General features: G+C 38.8%; 16 protein-coding genes. 5 read left to right on the top strand and 11 right to left on the bottom strand.

Annotated elements, in window-relative coordinates; genetic code table 11:
- Positions 1-75 precede the first annotated feature (75 nt).
- On the bottom strand, positions 76-3,741 hold the full coding sequence (gene purL / locus HDE70_RS06005) for a phosphoribosylformylglycinamidine synthase (RefSeq protein ID WP_183888723.1): 3,666 nt from the start codon (positions 3,739-3,741) through the stop codon (positions 76-78).
- A 117-nt stretch (positions 3,742-3,858) separates the two neighbouring features.
- Positions 3,859-6,573 (bottom strand): DEAD/DEAH box helicase family protein, encoded by a 2,715-nt coding sequence (locus HDE70_RS06000; protein WP_183888721.1) that lies wholly within the window; start codon positions 6,571-6,573, stop codon positions 3,859-3,861.
- A 202-nt stretch (positions 6,574-6,775) separates the two neighbouring features.
- Between HDE70_RS06000 and HDE70_RS05995 the strand changes: the two genes are divergently transcribed.
- Complete coding sequence (locus HDE70_RS05995) at positions 6,776-7,378, top strand: HD domain-containing protein (protein WP_183888719.1); 603 nt, start codon at positions 6,776-6,778, stop codon at positions 7,376-7,378.
- A 2-nt stretch (positions 7,379-7,380) separates the two neighbouring features.
- On the opposite strand, the gene HDE70_RS05990 is transcribed toward HDE70_RS05995, so the two are convergent.
- From HDE70_RS05990 to HDE70_RS05975, 4 genes are all read right to left on the bottom strand, one after another.
- On the bottom strand, positions 7,381-7,935 hold the full coding sequence (locus HDE70_RS05990; RefSeq protein ID WP_183869144.1) for a DUF6985 domain-containing protein: 555 nt from the start codon (positions 7,933-7,935) through the stop codon (positions 7,381-7,383).
- 186 nt (positions 7,936-8,121) lie between these two features.
- Positions 8,122-8,973 carry a DUF3828 domain-containing protein gene (locus HDE70_RS05985; RefSeq protein ID WP_183888717.1) on the bottom strand — a complete coding sequence of 284 codons (852 nt, stop codon included), beginning with the start codon at positions 8,971-8,973 and terminating at the stop codon, positions 8,122-8,124.
- A gap of 172 nt (positions 8,974-9,145) precedes the next feature.
- The gene (locus HDE70_RS05980; RefSeq protein ID WP_183869146.1) at positions 9,146-9,667 is read right to left on the bottom strand and encodes a DUF3828 domain-containing protein; all 522 of its coding nucleotides are present in this window, start codon (positions 9,665-9,667) and stop codon (positions 9,146-9,148) included.
- 34 nt (positions 9,668-9,701) lie between these two features.
- Positions 9,702-10,544, bottom strand: a complete 843-nt coding sequence (locus HDE70_RS05975) for a DUF3828 domain-containing protein (RefSeq protein ID WP_183869147.1) — start codon at positions 10,542-10,544, stop codon at positions 9,702-9,704.
- Positions 10,545-10,655: 111 nt separating this feature from the next.
- Here HDE70_RS05975 and HDE70_RS05970 point away from each other — a divergent pair, with 111 nt between their 5' ends.
- Positions 10,656-11,381 (top strand): hypothetical protein, encoded by a 726-nt coding sequence (locus HDE70_RS05970; RefSeq protein ID WP_183888715.1) that lies wholly within the window; start codon positions 10,656-10,658, stop codon positions 11,379-11,381.
- Positions 11,382-11,400: 19 nt separating this feature from the next.
- Here the strand turns inward: HDE70_RS05970 and HDE70_RS05965 are convergent, their stop codons facing one another.
- Positions 11,401-13,767 carry a TonB-dependent receptor gene (locus HDE70_RS05965; protein WP_183888713.1) on the bottom strand — a complete coding sequence of 789 codons (2,367 nt, stop codon included), beginning with the start codon at positions 13,765-13,767 and terminating at the stop codon, positions 11,401-11,403.
- Positions 13,768-14,174: 407 nt separating this feature from the next.
- On the opposite strand from HDE70_RS05965, the gene HDE70_RS05960 reads away from it, so the two are divergent.
- The 3 genes from HDE70_RS05960 to HDE70_RS05950 are packed head-to-tail and all read left to right on the top strand — an operon-like array spanning position 14,175 to position 17,052.
- Positions 14,175-15,227, top strand: coding sequence for a sensor histidine kinase (locus HDE70_RS05960; protein WP_183888711.1), 1,053 nt, complete (start codon positions 14,175-14,177; stop codon positions 15,225-15,227).
- 3 nt (positions 15,228-15,230) lie between these two features.
- Positions 15,231-15,995 carry a LytR/AlgR family response regulator transcription factor gene (locus HDE70_RS05955; RefSeq protein ID WP_183888709.1) on the top strand — a complete coding sequence of 255 codons (765 nt, stop codon included), beginning with the start codon at positions 15,231-15,233 and terminating at the stop codon, positions 15,993-15,995.
- A gap of 13 nt (positions 15,996-16,008) precedes the next feature.
- Positions 16,009-17,052 (top strand): hypothetical protein, encoded by a 1,044-nt coding sequence (locus tag HDE70_RS05950; protein WP_183869152.1) that lies wholly within the window; start codon positions 16,009-16,011, stop codon positions 17,050-17,052.
- A gap of 3 nt (positions 17,053-17,055) precedes the next feature.
- Here the strand turns inward: HDE70_RS05950 and HDE70_RS05945 are convergent, their stop codons facing one another.
- The 4 genes from HDE70_RS05945 to HDE70_RS05930 form a co-directional block, all read right to left on the bottom strand.
- Positions 17,056-18,945 carry a 7TM diverse intracellular signaling domain-containing protein gene (locus HDE70_RS05945; protein ID WP_183888707.1) on the bottom strand — a complete coding sequence of 630 codons (1,890 nt, stop codon included), beginning with the start codon at positions 18,943-18,945 and terminating at the stop codon, positions 17,056-17,058.
- 112 nt (positions 18,946-19,057) lie between these two features.
- On the bottom strand, positions 19,058-19,942 hold the full coding sequence (locus HDE70_RS05940; protein WP_183869154.1) for a polysaccharide lyase: 885 nt from the start codon (positions 19,940-19,942) through the stop codon (positions 19,058-19,060).
- Positions 19,943-20,269: 327 nt separating this feature from the next.
- Entirely contained in the window at positions 20,270-22,102 is a 1,833-nt protein-coding gene (locus tag HDE70_RS05935; protein ID WP_183888705.1) for an arylsulfatase, read from the bottom strand.
- Positions 22,095-22,847, bottom strand: a complete 753-nt coding sequence (locus HDE70_RS05930) for a thioredoxin domain-containing protein (protein WP_183888703.1) — start codon at positions 22,845-22,847, stop codon at positions 22,095-22,097. Before HDE70_RS05930 ends, HDE70_RS05935 begins: the two co-directional genes overlap by 8 nt.
- Between the last annotated feature and the right edge of the window lie 2 nt (positions 22,848-22,849).

The following is a 22,849-nucleotide window of genomic DNA, read 5'->3' as shown; positions in this document are numbered from 1 at the left end:
TTACTATACAAAGATAGTACATCAGGCCACAATAAAGAACTTGCTTATTTGCAGGTTCCAGCTATATTAAATAGTCTATTTTGCTAAATTATCAATCCATTTCCTGGCATTCACAAACGCTTCTAACCATGGAGAAACTTCGTCTTTGCGTCCTTCAGGATAGTTAGCCCAATGCCATTGGAACAATGAACGCTCAATATGCGGCATCATCACCAGGTGTCTTCCTGTTTTATCGCTCAGCATCGCTGTATTATAATCAGATCCGTTAGGGTTAGCCGGATAAGTTTCATAAGCATATTTTGATACAATATTGTATTGGTCTTCTGCATATGGCAACTGGAATTTACCTTCACCATGTGAAACCCACACACCTAAAGTACTTCCTGCTAAAGTGGAAAGCATTACCGAATTGTTTTCCTGTATAGTTAGTGAAGTAAAAATGCTCTCATGTTTAGCACTATCATTGTGTAACATCTTAGGTTTTTCTTCATGGTCTTCGTTAATCAGACCCAGCTCTACGAATAACTGGCAACCATTACAAACACCAACTGATAAGGTATCCTCACGTTTAAAGAAGTTGGTTAGTGCATTTTTAGCCTTCTCATTGTATAAGAATGCTCCTGCCCAGCCTTTAGCAGATCCTAAAACATCTGAGTTAGAAAATCCACCAACTGCACCAATAAACTGAATATCTTCTAAGGTTTCTCTGCCTGAAATTAGGTCAGTCATGTGCACATCTTTCACATCAAAACCAGCTAAATACATCGCATTTGCTAATTCTCTTTCTGAGTTACTTCCTTTTTCACGAAGAACAGCAGCTTTAGGTCTTGGTTTAGAAGAGTCAATAACTGGTTTTTTTCCGTCAAAATTTAATGGGAAACTATAGTTTAACACATGGTTTTTATAGTTATCAAAACGTTCTTTAGCTTTAACCGGCCCGCTTTGTTTCTGATCAAGCAGGTAAGAAGTTTTAAACCATACATCACGTAAATGATCAATATCAAAACTCCAGTTACCAGAAGCATTTTTAACCGTTAACTGAGCTGTTTCGTTCACCGTACCGATTTGATGATAAACTACCCCATTCGCATCCAAAATAGCTTCAGCGCTTGCATCTGCCTGGAATACGATACCGATGTTCTCCGCAAAAAGTGTTTCTATAATATCCTGGTCTCCTAAAGCGGAAAGATCAAGATCTGCACCCAGGTTACGGTCTGCAAAACATAATTCAAGAAGTGTAGTAATTAAACCACCACTGCCTATATCGTGCCCTGCTTGTATTTTTCCTGCTTTAACTAATTCCTGTAAAGTATTAAAAGTCGTTTTAAACTGCGCTGCATCTAAAATATCAGGAGTTTCAGTACCAATTTTATTTAAGATCTGTGCAAATGATGAACCTCCTAATTTATAACGGTCTCCCGAAAGGTTGATATAATAGATAGCACCACCACTTTTACGTAAAACAGGTTCTACCACTGCGGTAATATCATCACAATGACCAGCAGCAGAGATAATTACTGTACCTGGTGCGATAACTTCTCCATCTTTATATTTCTGTTTCATCGATAAAGAGTCTTTACCAGTAGGGATATTAATTCCTAAACTGATCGCAAACTCTGAACATGCTTTAACAGCTTTATATAAACGGGCATCTTCACCTTCATTTTTACAAGCCCACATCCAGTTGGCTGAAAGTGAAATACTTTCCAAACCATCTTTTAAAGGAGCCCAAACGATATTCGAAAGTGATTCTGCAATCGCGTTTCTGCTTCCTGCGGCTGGGTCAATCAGTGCTGAAAGCGGCGCATGCCCAATAGAAGTTGCGATACCGTCTTTACCTTGAAAGTCCAAAGCCATTACACCACAGTTATTCAATGGTAATTGTAATGGGCCTGCACATTGTTGTTTAGCCACGCGGCCACCTACACAACGGTCAACTTTATTTGTTAACCAGTCTTTACTGGCTACTGCTTCTAATTGTAATACTTGCTCCAGATAAGTATTCAGCTCAGCAGTATTATAAGTTACAGGCTCATATTTTCTATCAACCGTTTTATCCTGCATGATTACTTTTGGAGAACTGCCGAACATGTCTTCCATTTTCAGATCCATCGGTTTAGAGCCGTTGGTAGCAGATTCAAAAGTAAAACGATGATCACCAGTCACCTCTCCCACAGTATACATCGGAGCCCTTTCACGGTCAGCAATTTTCTGTAAAGTATCAATATTTTTCTGGCTGATCACCAGTCCCATACGTTCCTGAGACTCGTTACCGATAATTTCTTTGGCAGAAAGGGTCGGATCACCAACCGGCAGTTTATCTAAATCAATCTTTCCACCGGTTTCCTCAACCAGTTCAGAAAGACAGTTCAGGTGACCACCAGCTCCATGATCATGGATAGATACAATCGTATTGTGATCGCTTTCTACCATACCACGTACGGCATTGGCAACTCTTTTCTGCATTTCCGGGTTGGAACGCTGAATGGCATTCAGTTCGATACCTGAACCCAAAGCTCCTGTATCTGCTGAGGATACCGCAGCCCCCCCCATTCCAATTCTATAGTTTTCTCCACCTAAAACAACAATTTTGTCATTCAGGGCAGGTTTTTCTTTTTTAGCCTGGTCAGCTTTTCCATAACCTACCCCGCCGGCCTGCATGATTACTTTATCGTAACCCAGTTTCCTTGCGTCTTCTTCATGTTCGAAAGTAAGGATCGAACCTGTAATTAACGGCTGGCCGAATTTGTTACCGAAATCAGAAGCCCCGTTTGAAGCTTTGATCAGGATATCCATTGGAGTCTGATACAACCAATCTCTCTCATTTACCGCTTTTTCCCATGGACGATTTTCTTCCAGACGAGAGAAAGAAGTCATGTAAACAGCAGTACCTGCTAATGGCAAAGAGCCCTGACCGCCTGCTAATCTATCTCTGATTTCTCCTCCTGAACCTGTAGCTGCACCGTTAAAAGGTTCTACAGTAGTTGGAAAGTTATGTGTTTCTGCTTTCAGTGAGATTACTGAATCAAAGTCTTTAATTTCATAGTAGTCCGGCACATCAGCTCTTTTAGGGGCAAATTGCTGAACTCTGGGCCCTTTTACAAAGGCTACGTTATCTTTATAGGCTGAAACAATTCCGTTAGGATTAGCTTCAGATGTTTTACGGATCAGTTTGAATAAAGATGAGGGTTGTTCTTCTCCATCAATCACAAACGTACCATTGAAAATCTTGTGACGGCAGTGTTCTGAGTTGACCTGAGAAAAACCGAATACTTCTGAGTCTGTTAGCTTACGCCCTAGTTTCTCTGCAAGTTTATTTAAATAATCTACTTCTTCTTCGCTTAAAGAAAGACCTTCCTGCTGATTATACGCTGCGATGTCTTCAATTGGCAGAATTGACTCTGGTTGAAGGCTGATCGTATAAATCTCCTGATTGAGTTCACTGTATTTTTGAAACAGCATCGGATCAAAGTCAGTAAAGTCTGCCGTTGTGTTTTTGAACTCTTCAATTCTGATGATCCCGTGAATATCCATATTCTGGGTAATTTCAACAGCATTCGTGCTCCATGGAGTTACCATTGCAGCGCGCGGACCAATAAAGAACTCCGTCAAAACGGTTTCTTGTTTGAATTGGGCCCCGCCAAACAGCCAAGTTAACTTTGAAATATCTGACGATGAGAGAGTTTGCTCTGATTGTAAAGCAAAAACAGTATTAAGCTCGTTGGAGAAGAAATAAATCATGGTATGTTTTTATGGCGCAAATTTAATTTAAAAAAATTCTATGCCGCTATATATTGCAAAAATAGATGCAACAATTTGCAAATTCTACTTTAAGATGTAGAATTACAGGGCTGTTGCTCATTTCCATTTATTCACTTGTCCGGTTTTTTCCGTAAATTGGGAAGACAACGCCTGCATTCTTGATTGCAGCAATAATTTTCTGCCTTTCAGGGTCCTGGTAAATATCAAATTACAAGGGCCGACAAGACTTTTCCACTGCCCGGTAAAATATTCAGCAAGCTCCTTATTTCGGGCAAGTATTTCTGGAAGCGCATGGTAATCCTTCTGACTAAAAAAAGAAAATAGCCTGCTTTTTCTGACGATCACATAACGCGGATTATCAATTTCTTCCAGCACTTCCTTTAAAGCTTTTATAAATACAGAGTTTTCAAAGGTTGTTCCACCCGCCAGATGACAATAAATGGCACCATAGCTATCGTGGACAGCAATAATCTCCAATTTTGAAGGATCGGAGTGAATAACTTTCGCTTTAATCAATGATTTAAGCAGCACATTGGAAATCTGAAATACATCTTTTGAGATATCACGATATTTCAGATATAACCTGGCAGCAGTATAAAGCTGTTTACCACAAAAAATCAATCCCAAAAACCCTGCAAGCATCAGCCATTTAAAAAAAGATTCAGGAGTTTTCATGTACCGGAGTGAACGGAAAAATAGCCTGACCATATCTGCTCCGAAACTGAGGAGCCCAAAAAACAATTCAGCAAACAGATAAGCCATCGTTTTATTCAGATACATCTTTTTTATCTTTTGATAAGGCGCCCTGTCCGAAAAAGGAACACGGATTTCTTCTACCAGTGCTACTCCGGATTTTAAAGCGGTGTTCCAGTTCTCTTTTAATGATTCACGGTCACCCGCACCAATAAATGTTTCTTTGTTTCTGAGGGCAATTTCTTTATCCTCATGAATTCTATCAGGAATATTTAAACGCCCTAACCCATTTTCAATACCAGATTTCCCTTGAAATGAGACGCCAACGAAACCTCTGAATCTTCTTTTCAATACTTCAAAGTCATCACCACCCATCGCCGAAGTTGGATCTATACAGACTAAATGCCAGATATTTGCGGTTTTCCCCGGATTATCTTTTTGCGTTCTTATCGCCCTGCCACGCATTTGGTTAGACAAAACGAAAGAACCAACAAAGCTGGCCAGAATAAGTGAATTTATAGCAGGCGCATCCCATCCTTCCCCTAGCAGAGATTTGGTACCAATCAGGATTTCGATACCCCCAGCCTGAAAAATGGCAGTAACCAGTTGTATGATTGAATTTCTAAGATTTCCTTCAACCTGGATCAATAGATAATCTGGATCAAATGGTACAACCGACGTATTAATTTTTAAACATCCCGCAGCTTTTGACAAGACTTCAAATGCTGCATAAGCAGTTTTAGGAAGGATAACAATGGACCCCGTTAACACTCCTATTTTCATATTTGCAGGATTATTGCGCCTTAACTTTTCAAAAACAGGCATCACACCAATTTTATTCAACTCCATGATGTTCTCTGAAGCGTTCACATAAAATTCTTTCCTTATATAATCTGAAAGAATAACCATCCTCAGTGCTGTATTCATCCGTTGATACTCAAAATCAGCAATCTCTTTAATGCTATTTAACTTATTGGTACTGGAAGTTAAAAACCCTGTTACCTTCTTATTATGCCAGAAGCTGACCTGTTTGCCTTCAATTATACCATGATGAATTAATCGGTTTTCGAGCTTTCTCTGATGTTCCTGAAATGTATTGAAATGAGTATTGTCAAAAAGATAAAATTGCAACAGGGTTTCTATCCAGGTATAATCCAATATTGGGACATTGAATTTCTTATCTCCTATAACTTCAAGATGTCCATCCGGAATTTCTCTTCCACATGCTTTCAGAAAGATCAGACAAGCGGCATAAGAAGAGAAATTTTCATAAATCCATTCCAGATAGGCGGCAGGTTCTATCCAGACAGCCCAATTTTCTAAAGCAGAAATTAAAGTCTCATCAGCTTTGATTTCTAAATATAAACCAGATACATTTTTCCGGAAAGTCTGTATGCTTTGCACATCATCCGCTGTTGGCAAAGTAAAATGGATATAGTCCTGGTGTGGACATAAATCGCCCTCTATAACTAGTTCAGGCACAGAAATTTCTATATCAACCGGCCCGTTAAGTTCCAGATATCTTTGCCATTCATTCACAGAAACATCGTAAGGAGGCGTTGCCGTCAAACCAACAATAACAGGCTTAATCTGATTTTTAACTTTTGTCAAAGTCTTCCACCACTCATTTTTCAAGTGATGTGCTTCATCAACTATAATTGTCCTGACTTTCTGTTCAATCAATCCTTTAACAATCTGATCAAGATTCCTGTTATCGCTATTTTCTGTTTTTGTTTCTTCAATTTCCTCTTCAGTTTCAGTTTCATCAATACACAAATTATTACACGCTGCATGGAGTGCCTGATAGGTCACCACTGTCATAAACCCGGGTTTACGGATATCCGTTGATATCCAGCCAGGTATTTCATCATTTGATAAAAACAATTCACTAAAACGCTGAATCCATTGTGCCCTGATGGCAATGGTTGGTGCCAGAATTAAAACAGGCTGATTGAGCCGCAATGCTACTTCTAACCCCAGGATTGTCTTTCCCGAACCCGGAGGTGCGATGACATGAAGGTGCCCGTCTGTTAAATACCTGTCCAGCTGATCAAAAACGCGTTGCTGATATTTTCTCCAGCTATATTTAAACCTGATATCTTTTGGAAACTCAATCAACCTGATGTATTTATAAATTAATGATTCAAAATTTTAAAGTTGAGCGAAGTTAAATTTTCCCTCTCACTTCTTTTAATTTCATGATCATTGTTAATTGGATAGCTATGCTAATTGGTTATTCAGCGCTTTAAATTAGAAAACTCTTGCCGGATATCCTGATAACCGTTTTCCATTTCTATATTTGACAAAGATTTTTATCATCATGAATTTAGATATATTACTTCAGCAAGTTGCTTTTATCCACGAAATCGACAAGCTTAAATACATTCAAAGAAAAACCCGCCTTTTTAACAGTGACCGCAGAGAAAATGATGCAGAACACAGCTGGCACCTGGCTATGATGGCACTTACATTAGCAGAACACTCCAATGAGCCGGTAGATATTTTAAAGGTTTTAAAAATGTTGCTGATTCACGACCTGGTAGAGATTGATTCGGGCGATGTTTTTCTTTATGATACTATTGTAAATCACGACAATACAGAGGCTGAACGTAAAGCAGCAGAAAGAATATTTGGTTTATTGCCTGCAAAACAAGCAGAGGAATTTATTGCAATTTGGGAAGAGTTTGAAACAGGAGATACAGCAGAGGCCAGGTTCGCACGTTCTATGGATAGATTTGAGCCAATTTTACAGAATGTGTCTAACCAGGGCGGTACCTGGACTGAGCATAATGTACCTTATCACACCGTGATGGAGAAAACTGGTAAAATTGAGCATGGATCTAAAACAATATGGGATTTTACTGAAAAACTGATTGATGACAGCGTATTAAAAGGATATATAAAAAAGACAGACCAGGAGTAGAATCAAAATTGAGACAATAAAAAGTCTTCACTATCGGGTTTGCCATACGCATCAGCTTCGGTTAAATGACCATCCTGACCACTAACCCTGGTCAGTTTTTTTCCTTGTCTGAAAACTAACTGTAACCCATGTTCCTGATCCCAATCACATGCACAAGCAACCTGAACATAGAGGTCTTCTTGTTCATACAACCGCCTTGTCACATAAATTTCTGTAGGCTGCACGAATTTCCAGATCTCATTTTCATCTGTAATTGCCCTTAAATCATCATCTGCTTCATCTGGCTCCGCTAATTCAAGGAAATCTAAACAGTATTTATAAACGAGGTGGGTCACCGCTTTCCTGTCTGCGGAAGTCAACGCCAGAAAATGTTGCAAAGCATCATCAGCCTCCACTAAAAAGGTTTCATCATGCTCCCTGTCATAATCGGTAAAACTGATGCCTACCTTTTCATGATCAAAAAACGGGATCTCAATTTCTTCCCCTATCCACCAATCCGGAAGGCTGTCATCTTCAGTTAAAGTTCCGATTACTTTTGATATGATCTGTTCTCCCATGGCTGCTTTTTTGTGAAAAATTAAGCATTTTTATCAAGAAACTCATCATTGGTGTCAATATTACACTACTGTTAATCAATTGATAAGCTTATTTAAGGCCATTCAGAGGCACAAAAAAGCCCGTCCACAGGTTGAGGACAGGCTTTTTATCAGATCAGCATAAAGCCGTTATTTAAAGTATAAGTATTATTTTTTGCGCTCAGCATACAGGGCTTTTCCGTCTTTTAATGTACCAAACTCCCAGATGCCGTTTCCTTTTTTCAGGAACATCCCCCCATCAGGAGTTGTACTTGTATAAGAGTTTTCAGCTTTTTGGGTCAGGATAAAACTACCTTCCTTAGCAAATACTTCAGCCTGCTTTTTATCCTCTGAAAAGGCAACCCCAGCCATTGTACTTCCAGAAGGGTTTGATAGTTTCAAAGGTAACTCAAACGCACGGATACAGTTCTTCTTAAGTACGCTCCAGGTATAGCCAGCAGAAGCTTTACAACCATGAGCATCTGAATCTCCGCCTACCATCATACCAGGTGCAGCTGAAGCCGATGAGAATTGCGTTAGCACTGCTTTGATATTTTTGCCAGCACCTGCATCTCCTTTATAATTGACATTATCAATCTTCCAGGCGCCATTCTCTTTAATGACTACAATATCATCTTTCCATGTTTTAACGTTTGCGTTCTTATTGGTGAACTCTACAGTGACAACAGCTTTATCTCCTTCAACCTTAGTTTCACCAATTTTAAATCCGGTATACCCTTCATGCTGACTGGTAAAAATATCACCATCGATCGTCGCTGGCTTGTCCGTTGATTTTGAAGCCCTGACCTCTGCTGCTGATGCAGCTTCTTTTTCAAGCGCTTTGTCAATCAATACGGCTAATGAGGCCGAAAGCAGCCCTTTATCAGCACCGACATACTTGCCTTTGTAATATTTGTAAAATGTGTTAACCACCTTAGTGATCCCATTACTTTGAGAATTGTTACAACTGAATAAAAGTGTAATAACAATAAGAGGAAAAAATAGAATTTTGGTTTTCATAAGCTTAATATTTGGTTTTTAGCTAAAAATACTACTATCTAATATAAGCAATTATTCAGACAGGACAATAAATAATATCACCGTAATTAACCTATAAGTATTTGAATGATAACACAATAACTTTATTTATCAAATAAATCGTTTTTCTATCTTTTAGTTCTCTTGAAGGGTGCTAACTTTCGTTTACTACAGGCTCTGGAGCCAGGAAATCCGACAATCCCTTTTTAAGGTTTGGATGGGTTACATTTTTTAATCCGTAACGTACATCATCTATTTTCCAATTTCCATTTTGCCTGATCAGCTGCACTTCATCTGTCCAGACAATATCACCTTCCCGGTGGTTTGTGAATTCTACCCGTACTGTGGCCAGATCACCATCAGTTTTTACGCGCACTATTTTAAAAGAAGTATAACTCTCATACAAACTTGTAAAGATATCACCTTCTATCATGGCTGGTTTATCTGTTGACTTTGCCGCTTTCAATTCAGCAGCCGACTGATTTTCAAATTTAATTGCTTTGTCGATCAGCGTGGCGAGTTCTCTTGAAAGTAAGGTCTTGTTTACCTCTTCAAAAGGGCCTTCATAATTTTTATAAAATGCATTTACAGCCTTTGCTGCACTATTGCTTTTAGAATTAGTACAGCCGGATAAAATTACAGCAGTAATAATTGAGAACAGAATTTTGGTTTTCATCGGTATAGGGGGTTTGTTTTAGCAGGTATAATTTTTATTCTACGTGTCCTGAATAGATCGTCTTACCGTTTTTCAACTCTCCAAGTCTCCAGACATTATTTCTTTTTTCCAGAAATACACCTTTATCAGAAGCCTCGGTTTCATAGGCTGTTAAAGACTTTTTGTTGAGTACCCAACTTGTATTTTTTGTAAATACTTCTGCTTTTCTCTGATCATCGGAGAAGATGACACTTGCTGTGGAAGTTTTATCCATACTTCTTAATTTAAAAGGCAGTTCAAGCACACGAACACATCCTTTTTTAAGGTTGCTCCATTGATATTGATGACCAGCACACAGCCTGCACCGCTGATCATCAGCATCCGAACTTACTGCGGTAATTGGGGTCAGGAACTGCGATAAAACATCTTTAGTACTTTTCCCAAAAGCGCGTTCACCTTTAAACCGGACATTATCAATTTTCCAGGCGCCATTTTCTTTAATCAATTCTATATCGTCTTTCCACGTTTCAGTACCAGCCTTATTATTGGTAAATTCGATCTGGACAGTGGCTTTATCGTCATAGATACTGGTTTTCCCGATCTCATAAGAGGTGAAGCTTTCTGACAGACTGGTAAAAATATCACCTTCGATCTTAGCTGGCTTGTCTGTTGATTTTAAAGCTTTGAGTTCTTCTACAGACTTAACTTCTTCTGCAATTGCTTTGTTCACTAAAGAGGATAAACCTGTGGAGAGTAAGGTTTTGTCTACATCCTCGAACGGCCCTTTGTGCTGCGTATAGAATGCATTAATCACTTTGTTAATCTCATTATTTTTGAAAGGGTTACAACTGAATAAGAGCGTCGTTACGATCAATGATAACAGGATTTTTAATTTCATATAATTGTTTTTTAAAGTTTAAGAAGCTGCTTAAATAGCTTTTATAATTCGGTAAACGCGATTTAGCTGCAATACCCCTATCTCAGCTATGAAATATTTACCTTTGCGCGCATGATAAAAAGAATTATTTACAGCCTGTTATTCTTTTTGAGCTGTTTACCATTGATTAGCCAGGCACATGGCTATTGGTTTGCGATTAAGGGCTCTGGAAAAGTAAATCAGCCTGTGCAGATCCAAATCTGTTTTGGTGAAATTGATCAGTACAATATCCGTCACCGGGAAACCGGGCCGGAACTTGCTGAGCTTGGTGATTTTAAGGTCACGGTTATAGATGAAAAAGGTAAACACACCGTTGTCAGCATCTCCCCTAAAACAGACTGCTGGGAAGGAACTTTTATTCCTCAGGAAAAGGGAGTTTACCAGATTTTAGCACTCAACGAGTCTCTTCCGGTTGTAGATCGTTCTAAAACTGGCGGAAAGAATGTACGCCCTATCGACTATTTATGTGCAGCTTATACTGTTGAGCATACGGGCTATGTAGAAAAGCCTGTTCAGTTTTTAGATATTGTTACTGCTACAAAAGATCAAATGATTATCGTCAGAGCCTTTAACAATGGAAATCCGGCTGCTAATGGGACGAAACTACGGGTATTTAATCCACAGAACTGGGAGAAATCAATTGAAACCGACGCCCATGGTGAAGCTGCTTTTATGCCTGTAATGAAGGGCTTATATATTATCAGACAGGATTATAATTTAGCAAAGCCGGGTAATTATAAAGGTTTGCCTTACACCAGTATCAGATACCGTTGTAATTACAGTTTGTTAGTTGATTAACTAACAAACTGTAATTAATTTAGAATTTCAAGGTCAGGTTGGCCAGGTAACGTGCCGGACTTTGTGGTGTTAAACGTACAGACCAGGCTTTTTCACTGGTCAGGTTATCAACTTTAACCCCGATTCTGAAACGACGCTGATCATAAAATACAGTCGCATCAAACATCGTATAGCCAGGGATAATCACTTTAGAAGTTTTCGTATTGGTTTGATAAGATGAACTTCCAGAGTTCCCACCAAAACCAGCTCCAAAACCTTTCAATGCTCCTTGCGGAAATTTGTAACTCAACCAGAAGTTGACCATTTTATCGGGGCCTGATAAAGCAGGTCTTAAGCCCTCTGTATCTGGACTTCCCCCTATAGCCTTACTATCATTATAAGCATAACCAGCAATAATATTAAATCCGGGAAATGGGTTTGCAGTCAGTTCAATTTCTACTCCCCTGCTTTTTTGATCTCCATCCTGAATACTATAAGTATTATTAGCCACATCAGGACGAACAATATCTTTTACTTTGATATCATAATAACTGATTGTACCCACTAATTTATGATTAAACAGATCACCTTTAACGCCCATTTCTACCTGGTTTGCCTGTTCTGGTTTGACCATATCTCCGTTAATCTTAGTCCCGTTTTTATTGGTAAAAGAGTTCATATAACTTCCAAATAAAGACACCCGGTCTTTAACTACCTGATAAACCAATCCTAATTTAGGAGAAAGCGCCGTCTGACCAAAAGCTCCGGTATTAACGTCTGTAGCCACTACTGTTGTCCCGTCAGCCTGATAACGATCTAAACGAAGACTTACCATGGCCAGGAGCCTTTCATTGATATTAAAAACATCAGATGCATAAACCGCATAACTATTATCTGCATTAGCTTCATTTCTTATTTTTCCGGCTTTAGTAGGTGCCAGGTCATCAATAATCTTTTTGCTGATCCCGGCATTATTACCAGGATTAACGAAATTAACCTTTGGCCCCGTTACCTGAACCCTATCAAAAGTATTCGTATTGTTATAAAAATCAAGACCAACAACCAACCGGTTACGGTGTGATCCAATCTTGAAGTCTCCTGTAAAGTTTTGTTGAATGTCTGTTGCAATAAATGAAGTATAACCTCGCATCACCAGCGCAGTTAACTCAGTATCGGATACGCCGTTCAAGGCCGAAATATATCCTCTGATTGCAGTGCTGGATCTGGACATCACAGTTTGCGAAGTCCAATTTTCAGACATTTTATAATTAAACTGTGCAAATACGTTTACCATCTGTGTTCTGTAGGCTAAGTCATTATTTCCGAACAGCTTGTCATACGGAAATCCCATATCCCTGATATTTTGCACTTTGACAACTTTAGAAGCTGGATCTGTCTTTGTATAAGGGTTAAAACGGACAACCGATGTCCCTTCAGCTTGTCCATATTCCACATCAAACAACATGGAAAGTTTGTCTGTAATCTGATAAGAAAAACTTGGCGCAACGCTAAAGCTCTTGGTGTATCCCGCATCCTGAAAATTGTTTTCATAAGTGCCTGCACCATTTAAACGGAATAATACCGTTTTGTCTGCATTTAATGGTGTATTGATGTCAAAAGCCATTCTTTTATAATCCCAGCTACCACCAAATAAGGAAATTTCACCACCTACCCCATTATATGGTTTCTTGGTTACCCGGTTGAATAAGCCACCATAGCTGGACAGGTTATTTCCAAATAAAGTAGCCGAAGGCCCTTTAATAGCCTCTATACGCTCCAAATTAGCAGGGTCTATGGCAGTATAAGCAAAGCCAGCGACTCCGTTTCTCACCATAGGTTCAGTTTCAAAACCACGGGAACGGAAAGTTACCCTCCCCTGGTTCGCCAGCATTGGAATTCCAGAGCCAGGAACATTTTTAGAGATGCTGCCCAGATCAACTGCTAATTGTTCTTGAATAAGCTCTTTTGGAATAGAGATATAAACTTGTGGGTTTTCCAGGTTTTTCAAAGGAAGGCGTGCTGAATAAACACTCTCTTTCTTAGAGAATTTATTCGATGTACCGCCAATGATAACTTCTTGCAATGCCTGAACATTTTCTTTGCTTAACTGATAATCAGCTTTTATGGTTTGTGCTGCAATAACTGTTACAGCCAGATCTTTTTGAGCGGCACCTAACATCTGAATTCTGATCGTATGTTTACCGGGGCTAATTTTATTAAAAGAATAATGACCGTGTTCATCGGTCAATGTGTGTTTAGCCAGGTCAATTAAAGAAACTGAAATTGATCCGGCCGGCTGGCCGTCAACCAGTAAAACTGTACCAGATATATTTCCTGTGGTTTGGGTTTTTTGGGAAAAAGCGGTATAAAAAACCAGTGCTAAAAGTGTAGTCAGTAAAAATTTCATCAACTAATATGATATGAGTAAGTGTAATAATAACACCGGCAAAGATATACATTATCTGTAATCAGTCTAAATAGACTTTAGATAATCTCTCTCTTTGTAGTCAAGAGAATTGAGTCGCGATTCTCGTAATTTCAGCCTGAATTTTTGCGAACTGGGTAGTTTGAAGAAAAATTCAAGCAGATATACATTGATATTTGTCTCATTAAATAGATATTATAAAGGAGACACGCATATGAATCTGAAAGCGGGCACAACATCATCGGTAAGGAAAATATATGATCTGATTAAATTAGCACCGGTTATTTTATTGGGCTTAGTTGTATTGCTAAGCTGTGGATTAATATTTTTATAAATATTGATCCATTATCAATGACATTTATCGCAATGCTTAACCTATTTTTGTATAGATGTCAACTACCAGCTACAGATCATTCAGGCTCTATGGATATCCCAGTTTTGGTTTAATCCTCATCCTGTTATTTTTCTTAATTAATCCTTACGAGCGTTCCATTCACAGCTGGAGACAGTTTTCTTTTTTGGATTTCATTTTCGTAGACGTATTGTTAACGATGTCTTATGCTGCCCTGTTATTTGAAACAGGTATACAGCTTACCTTAAGACTGAACAGGAAACTTCCCTGGGAAAAGAAAATCATGACCAGGTTTGTTGTGCAGTTTCTTTTGCATATCTCCCTGGTTTCTATTACGCTTATTCCCATTTTCCAGATTGAGCTTCCTAGTAAATTTACGGCCGATCAGCTCTTGTTCCGCCAGATTATTATCTTCAGTTTTATCTTTTCTTTGTTAGCCACAGCTGTATTTGCTGCCGAACACTTTTTCCATAAATGGAAAGATATACAGCTGGAAACCTCCATTATGAGGCAACATGCAACCCAGGCACAACTGGATGCTTTAAAACTTCAATTAGATCCGCACTTTCTATTCAATAATTTAAGTACACTGGCCTCGCTTATTCCTGATCACCCTGCACGATCAGTTGATTACGTGATTAAACTATCATCGATTTACAGGTATATGTTGAATAACCGGCCACAAAATATCATTTCTATCAAAGCCGAACTTGAATTTATCCATGCTTATTTATTTTTATATCAGACCAGGTATGGTGAGGCTATACAGGTTAATATTTCCAATCTGGAAGAATTAAGTGATAAAGGTATTGCTCCTTTAACACTCCAGCTGCTTATTGAAAATGCGATTAAACACAATTCTTTCTCGCTGGAATCCCCATTAAAGATAGCTATCTACCCATTGGAAAATAAATGGATCGTAGTCAGAAACAACAAATCCGTTAAAGTTTCCAGCGAACCAGGTTCACAACTGGGTTTGAAGAATATCCGGGAACGATACTTGCTGTTAGGTGATGGAATACCTGTAATCAATACAGAAGAACACTATTTCGAAGTCAAAATACCCTTGTTGGTCAATAAAAAAACTTAATACATGCTGAGCGTTTTAATTATAGAAGATGAGCTTCCGAATGCAGTCCGGTTAAAAGAAATGCTGACTAAAATAGATGACACCATACAAATTACTGGTCAGTTACAAACAATCAGGGCGAGTATACAATGGCTGAGTGAAAACGAGCATCCGGATTTAATCTGCATGGATATCCGTTTAACAGACGGACTAAGTTTTGAGATTTTTAACCAGGTTCAGCTCCAGTCACAAGTTATCTTTATTACCGCTTATGATGAATATGCGCTCCGGGCTTTTGAAGTCAATGGAATTGATTACCTTTTAAAACCACTTGAAGCAAATAAACTCGAAAACAGCATTCGTAAGGTTAAAAATATGATCGGTAAAGCAGATCATTCCGGAATGCAGGAAATCCTTCAGAAAATCGAAGTCAAAGCACACGTTTACCGCTCCCGGTTTCTGGTCGCCTACCGGGATATGTTTGTACCAGTGATCACCACAGATATAGCTTATTTCACTTCTGAGAATAAAAAGAATTACCTGACTACCCACCAGGGTCAGCATTATATGATTGAAGAAACACTGGAAGAGCTGGAACAAGAGTTAAATCCGCAGGACTTTTTCAGGATCAGCCGCCAATATATTGTGTCTGTCAAATCTATTCATAAAATTTATCAGTCATTCAACGGTAAATTGAAAATTGAACTGATCCCCGCAAATGATACCGCCATTTTGGTGAGCCGGGATAAATCAGTAAGTTTAAAAAAATGGTTAAATAGTTCTTTCTAAAATCAGCGAATGCATGGAACCTAATGATGTAAAAATATCCCGTAAGAAACCTATTTTCCCAGTCACACCTGCTTTGCAAAAGTATTTGAGAACTTATCAGCGGGATTCAAAACTTCCAATCACTTACAACGATTTGTTAGTTTTTAACGAGGCTTATCCGATTATGGATAAATATGGCAAAGACTCCCTTTGGGAAGGGCCGATCTATCCCGCAGACAGGATTGAGCAGTTACATAATGGCCTGAAAGTTATTTATGCCAATTTAAAAGCATCTGGTAACCTGCGTATTGTACAGCATAAATATATCGAGAAAATCGAATATTGCACTTTTGGTAATACACATCCTTTCCGGATTAAAATTGTAAACCGTTTAAATGATGTCTATGACTATTTTTATGTTAAAAAAGCAGATGCATCCCGGATTTACGGTCTGGAGCTGGAAGAAATCCTGTCACCAAACCAGGTCAATTATCTTGTAGATGGAGAAACACTAATTGAAGAGCATGTAGCCGGAATACCAGGAGATGTTTTCGCAAAGATGTATTTGCACAATCCTGAATATAACCCTACCCGTATTGCAAAAGAATTTGTGAAATTCAACGAACGTTGTTTAGTCATGTTATTAGGCGATATGCGGGCTTATAATTTCGTAGTACAGATCACACCCGACTTTGACGACATTCAGTTCAGGATCAGAGCCATTGACTTTGATCAGCAATTTTATGAGGGAAATATCAAAGTATACCTTGCACAGTTCTTTAAAGAGAACCTTCCTTATGTAAAGATGTGTATGGAACAATTATCTGATAAGACTTTCCTGCAATATCAACAGGAAGAGAAATCTTCGATCTTACACCGCGTCCGTAGTGAACGCCATCGGCTGACTGATTTACGGGATGTCTCCAATATGGAGATACTAACCACACCAGAAAACATAGAAACACTGAAAAAAGGAATGTCAGAACATTTTGCTGATCAGAATTACCTGAGCTGTAAAACGATGACTGATATTGTAGAATTGAACATTAAAAACATCATCAGGCAGGTGAAATTATAGCCGTTAAGACGGGTTCGGATCAAGCACCAATTTACTCCATCCTCCTTCTCCGCTAGCCTTTAACTCTTTTTTACGTTCTTCCAGTATCTTCTGCATCTTACTGTTATACGCCCAGCATGTGCTCTGCCTTATCAGCAATAATCCTGAGAGTTTATGGGAAGAAATCTTCCCTTTTGTAGAATATACCAGAAAAAGCATATAAAAAGCTTTATTGATCGGGATCTTGCTATTTTGGAAAATAGTATAGGCGATTACTGATTCATCATAACCACACTTGGTACATCTTCTGCTATAGGGTAAAAAACCAGCCAGAAAGAACGTATTCGTACATTTACGGCAGGCATATCCTTTTGCCCATTTCAGCTCGGAAAGATATTTAAAACAGGTTTCCCTATCCGGATAAATCTTACTGAACTCTGCAAAATCAACATGGTCAGACATGACCCTGGCTTTGGTAACCTTCTCTATATTTAAATGCAGCTCCTGATTATCCTTTTCGAGCATCGTATTCATTAAGGAGATTTCCTCATTCTGTTTTTCAATGATAGAAGCTTTCAACCTTACTTCCTGCGTACGCTCATCAACCAGTGTAGATAATTCCTTGTTCAAAGTATCTTTCAGACTTTCATTTACCTTTAATTGATGGATCATCCTTTTTTGCACTTCACTTTCATTTTTACGCAAGGTCCTTACACGCTCGCCAATGGCAAAAGACACGAGGATCATTTCAAATATAAAACAGAAACTCAGGCTATAGTAAGTAAATGGCCCATAGGGCATCCAGGGTACATTTAGTAACAACAGGATCTTGATCAGGAAGCCAATAACCAGAAATGTATAACCAATCACGAAAAACATCGCCGGACGGTAACGGTTTTTCAGAATATGAATACCAGTTCCATAAGCGACCAGTAAAGGGATCAGTTCTACTAGTTTATAGCTGAAAAGATGTGTATTGAACAGACAGATTATAAAAAACAAACTGCGTAAAATGATAATCCAGATAATTAATTGATAAAGCTTTGGAGCTTTAGCTTTGACGTAAAGAAAATTAAGTGTGAACATCAGCGCGAAAACACTGCTTAAGTACAAGGTAAAGCCGATTCCGTATTCATTCCATAAAGGCCAGTCTGGCCACAAGTATTGAAAAGCTATACCATCAATGCTCATTTCGTACAGGCCAATACTCAGGTTATACAATACATAATAGAGATATTGCATCTGTCTGACCGCAAAAAACATGAGCAGGTTATACAAACTGAAAACGATGACCATGCCATAGAAAAGTCCGAAAATCAGATATTCATTCAATGCATATTTCACGAACCAGCGGATATCTCTCAACACCATAATTGCACTTACTGATTGCGACGATTTTATCCTTACATAATAGGTTAACGTTGCGTCAGCATCATTGTTAAGTTCATAAATGAAGTTCTTATGCTGATATTCTCTTTGACTGAATGGATAGGCAGTACCGGAATAGTGCGCCTGGTAATGACCATTGCTATCGGGTACAAATAATCCAAAATGATTAATTGACTGATCAAAGAATTCCAGTATCCAGTTTTTAGCAGACGCTTTGGAATGCTTTATTTTAAACTTGTACCAGTAAGCGGAGGTAATGTGATAGTTTTTTGGTGTATATCTATCATTAATAAGAAATTTTGACTGAACAGCAGGTTTTAAAATATCAGTTAATTTTAAAGTGTTCGTACTATCTTCCAAATACTCAATTTCCCCATAAGAAAAAATATAATGAGGGACTTTATCATTGATAGAAATGATCTTTTGTGCATAAGACAGTTCAGTTGTCAGCATTAAAGACAAATACATGACCACAAGGATTCTAACCAAATGGCCTGTAAAATAGATAAATACAGGTTTAGTCATTAAAAATTGTAAAGATGTTAATCACAGGATGACTAAATATAATCAATTGCAATGAACAATTTAACAATCAAATAACTGACCTGACCAATGAAAGTCAGGCCAGTTGAGTGCACTAATTGATTTTATTCACAACTAAATTATCGTAATAGATATAATCTGTAGTATTTGCTTTCCATTCTTCCTGGCTTCCTCCTCTAAAAGTGTGGAATGTAAGCTTATTGATTAATCTCTGACTATCATTTGTAGTCCAGCGAATATCATTATCCAGAATGGTTTGTCCATTAATAATAATCTGAGCATGTCCGTTGGTACTAGAACCTGTATTGCTTTTCACATACATATGGACATGATACCAAACCCCTTTTTGAAGAGATCCGCTTGCAGGGAAACGTTTGGTATAAGTATCGCCAAATTTGGTAGGCTGATCTTTGTGATAAACATAAGGCTGAAAGAATACCCGGTCTGCACTTGGTGAATACCACATTAAACGGAGTGTTCCACCATTTCCGTCCCATCCTGGATCTCCGCCAGTATTCCCTTCACCAATTGCGAAGCCGAACCCGATCTTTCCTCCTCTGCTAAAATTGAAATTGCTATGAAACTTTACATCATAATCCAGTTCGTAAGCAGTTCCCTGGCTCAAATTCACATTTCCAACCAAACCGCCTGCCGCCGAAAGGGCATTTGGCAATAAAGTAATTCTTAATCCATTAGAACCGTCTTTTCCATTAGTCACAAAAGCCCTGGATTCTTGCCACCCCGAAATGTTTCCAAAATCTGCGGCCGCCTGTGAATTGGTATAAGTTGAGCCGTTGGTCCGGTTTTCCCAGTTCAGATTGATATCTCCATTTACCGCATTAACTTCAGTTGTTGGAGCTTCCTGATCCTTGTTCCCCGATTCGTTTGTATTGACGTCTTTTTTACAAGCTGTCCCGAATAAAACTGCCAGCAAAACTATACTAGCCATCAACTGTCTTTTAGTAGTCTGTTTTTTCATTAGATAAATATTTGGTTTATAAATTGGTTGCTATAAATTTAAAGGAGTTTTATTGATATAAACAAGAGAATAATATCACAATTAACTGTATATCAAATAATTAAAAAACAATTGATACGCTATAAATCATAGATTTTTTAACACAACAAGCGCCTTTATCAGCCTGTAACCAATTTAACTTCTACCTCATTTTATCTTTGATACGCTTACACCACAAAAAAATATTTATTCTTTTTCGATTGCCCGGTTGTAATCTTCAAAAGATTAGTGTCATATAATAAACCCCTGAAGACGCAAATGATAACTTCTTCAGGGGTTTTAATCACATTAATAGTTTTTATGAATTCTGCCGTTGTACACATCATCCCAGGTGATATACGGATAGAGGTTATACTTTTTGGCTTGAACCTCAAATAAAGCCTTCAGTTCTTCCAGTTTCTCCGGATATTTTTTAGCCAGGTTAATTCGTTCGTTAAAGTCTTCTTTGAGATTATACAATTCCCAAACATTCTCTTTATAGTTTTTCGGAATTCCTTCTTTATTGTTCGCTACATCAATCAAATCAGGATGGTAAGGTAAAGCCGCCTTCCAGCCATCATTATAAATTGACCTTGCCCCAAATATGTAATAATGCTGAACAAGATGCCTTGCCGGCGCTTTTGCATCATCAAAAGAGTAAACCAGCGATGTCCCCTGAATGGAATCCTGCTTTATCCCCCTGATATAGTCAGGAGCTTTAATTCCGGTATATTCTAAAGTAGTAGGTAAAAGATCAATCACGTGGCTGTATTGTGTGCGGATACTTCCTTTATCTTTAATCCCTTTAGGATAGTAAACTATTAATGGATTACGCGTCCCTCCTTCTGAATCGGCATCTTGTTTCCACTGTTTAAAAGGAGTATTTAAAGCTTGTGCCCAGCCCAGAGGATAATTCCCCTGAATAGCATCCGGCGTTCCTATCTCACTGATTACTTCTGTATTATGTTTCAGCGACTCTTGCAAAGTCAATTTTGCAGAAGCAGCGCGCTGTAAGTCAATGGTTCCGTTCAAAGTCCCCTCTTTACTTGCGCCATTATCGCCAATAATTACAAAGACCAGTGTATTATCCAGCTGTTTGATCTCTTTCAGATGCGCAATCAACCGGCCAACTTCATGATCTGTATAAGTCAGATAACCAGCATATACTTCCATAAAGCGGGTATATAATTTCTTTTCTTCCACCGTTAGCTTATTCCATGCTTTAATATTCTGATTACGTTCCGGTAATACAGCATTCGCAGGAATAATACCCAGTTTTTTCTGTCTGTTGAAGACTTCTTCTCTGAATACATCCCAGCCTTTATCAAATTTACCTTTATACAGATCGCTCCATTCCGTGGCTACCTGATGAGGAGAATGTGTTGCACCCGGCGCATAATACAGGAAAAAAGGTTTACCAGATTTTGCCTGCTGCTGTCTGTCAATAAAGCTGATCGCTTTATCTGTAATCTGCTCATTTAAGTGTCTGCCATCAGGTTTAACATGTGCGTTATCTTCTACTAAATCAGGCTTATACTGGTCTGTAGCTGAACCTAAAAAGCCGAAGAAATGGTCGAAACCTTTGCCCAGCGGCCATCTGTCAAATGGCCCTGCATCCGATGCATCTTCATCAGGGGTCAATCCATATTTCCCCACTGCAAATGTATTATACCCGCTTTCACGGAGAATTTCTGCTATTGTTCCTTTATCTGAAGGAATTCTGCCGTCATAACCCGGAAAACCAGCGGACATCGCTACATGAGAAAAGCCACCTTCATGAACCGAGTGACTATTCCTTCCGGTCAATAGTGCCGAACGTGTAGGTGCACAAATTGCTGTAGTATGAAAATTAGTATACCTTAATCCTTCATTCGCCAAAGTATCAAAAGTAGGTGTATTGATAACTCCTCCCAAGGTACTGGTTGCGCCGAAACCGACATCATCCAGCAACACCCAAACTACATTTGGCGCTCCTTTTGGAGCCGTCTGTGGCTTAGTCCACGATTCTTTCGATTCGGCAAGGGTCCTGCCGATTACCCCTTTAAAAGCCTCTTGCTGCTGCGTAATATTCTGCGCATAACCAGCTGTATAACCTAACCCGGCCATGATAGTGACCAAAGCAATTATTTGTTTCTTACTCATGTCTTTTCGTATTTATAATTTTTTCTATTTCTGCTGTGGATGATAATCCTGCTTTTCTCCAAACCTGTTTTCCACCCTGATACAAAACCAGGGTCGGCAGTTGACTAACCTTTAATTCTTTAAGCAACAAAGTATTGTCATAGGCTTCAATCCGGATTACTTTGGCTTTAAAGCCCTGCTGTTTTTCCAGAGAATCAAGCACCGGTATCAGTTTTTTACAAGCACCACAATATTTAGAACCAAAGTCAACTAAAACCAGTTCCGAAGATTCACTTAAGGTTTTAAACTGTGCTGAAGATAGTGCCAGCCCTTTTTTAGTCGTACTCACAATAGGATATCCTGAACCAATCCAGTTCGCAATCCCACCCGGCAAAACATGAACTTCTTTAAAACCTTTAGCTCTTAGTTCTTTTGCCACAGACACGCTCCGGCCATTGGCTATAGAATAAACGAAAACAGGTTTGTCTTTAACCAGCGCGTCCACTGCTTTCGCATACCCGGTTGACGCAGGATCAATATTGATCGCCCCTTTTAAATGATTTTGACTAAACTCTTCAGCAGTTCTGGCATCCACAACCTGTGCACCAGTCACTTTAGATTTAACTTCAAAATCAGCCAGTGTTAAAAAAGATTCCTTTGTCCCGGAAGCCGCCGCCGCCTCATTAGCATTAATTTGCTGTGCCTTAACTGCCATTCCAGATACCGAAATGAGTGCGATTAAAAGTAGTTGTTTGATATTTTTCATAT

It is taken from the genome of Pedobacter cryoconitis, from assembly GCF_014200595.1.
In the GTDB taxonomy this organism is placed as follows: Bacteria; Bacteroidota; Bacteroidia; order Sphingobacteriales; family Sphingobacteriaceae; genus Pedobacter; species Pedobacter cryoconitis_C.
Note: the sequence above shows the minus strand (reverse complement) of the source record. Positions and strands in the feature narration are given on the sequence as shown.

Bases quoted from the DNA above. Each gene is read 5' to 3' on its own strand.
- purL (WP_183888723.1), bottom strand. From the start codon at position 3,741: ATGATTTATTTCTTCTCCAACGAGCTTAATACTGTTTTTGCTTTACAA.
- HDE70_RS05995 (WP_183888719.1), top strand. From the start codon at position 6,776: ATGAATTTAGATATATTACTTCAGCAAGTTGCTTTTATCCACGAAATC.
- HDE70_RS05990 (WP_183869144.1), bottom strand. From the start codon at position 7,935: ATGGGAGAACAGATCATATCAAAAGTAATCGGAACTTTAACTGAAGAT.
- HDE70_RS05985 (WP_183888717.1), bottom strand. From the start codon at position 8,973: ATGAAAACCAAAATTCTATTTTTTCCTCTTATTGTTATTACACTTTTA.
- HDE70_RS05980 (WP_183869146.1), bottom strand. From the start codon at position 9,667: ATGAAAACCAAAATTCTGTTCTCAATTATTACTGCTGTAATTTTATCC.
- HDE70_RS05975 (WP_183869147.1), bottom strand. From the start codon at position 10,544: ATGAAATTAAAAATCCTGTTATCATTGATCGTAACGACGCTCTTATTC.
- HDE70_RS05970 (WP_183888715.1), top strand. From the start codon at position 10,656: ATGATAAAAAGAATTATTTACAGCCTGTTATTCTTTTTGAGCTGTTTA.
- HDE70_RS05965 (WP_183888713.1), bottom strand. From the start codon at position 13,767: ATGAAATTTTTACTGACTACACTTTTAGCACTGGTTTTTTATACCGCT.
- HDE70_RS05960 (WP_183888711.1), top strand. From the start codon at position 14,175: ATGTCAACTACCAGCTACAGATCATTCAGGCTCTATGGATATCCCAGT.
- HDE70_RS05955 (WP_183888709.1), top strand. From the start codon at position 15,231: ATGCTGAGCGTTTTAATTATAGAAGATGAGCTTCCGAATGCAGTCCGG.
- HDE70_RS05950 (WP_183869152.1), top strand. From the start codon at position 16,009: ATGGAACCTAATGATGTAAAAATATCCCGTAAGAAACCTATTTTCCCA.
- HDE70_RS05945 (WP_183888707.1), bottom strand. From the start codon at position 18,945: ATGACTAAACCTGTATTTATCTATTTTACAGGCCATTTGGTTAGAATC.
- HDE70_RS05940 (WP_183869154.1), bottom strand. From the start codon at position 19,942: ATGAAAAAACAGACTACTAAAAGACAGTTGATGGCTAGTATAGTTTTG.
- HDE70_RS05935 (WP_183888705.1), bottom strand. From the start codon at position 22,102: ATGAGTAAGAAACAAATAATTGCTTTGGTCACTATCATGGCCGGGTTA.
- HDE70_RS05930 (WP_183888703.1), bottom strand. From the start codon at position 22,847: ATGAAAAATATCAAACAACTACTTTTAATCGCACTCATTTCGGTATCT.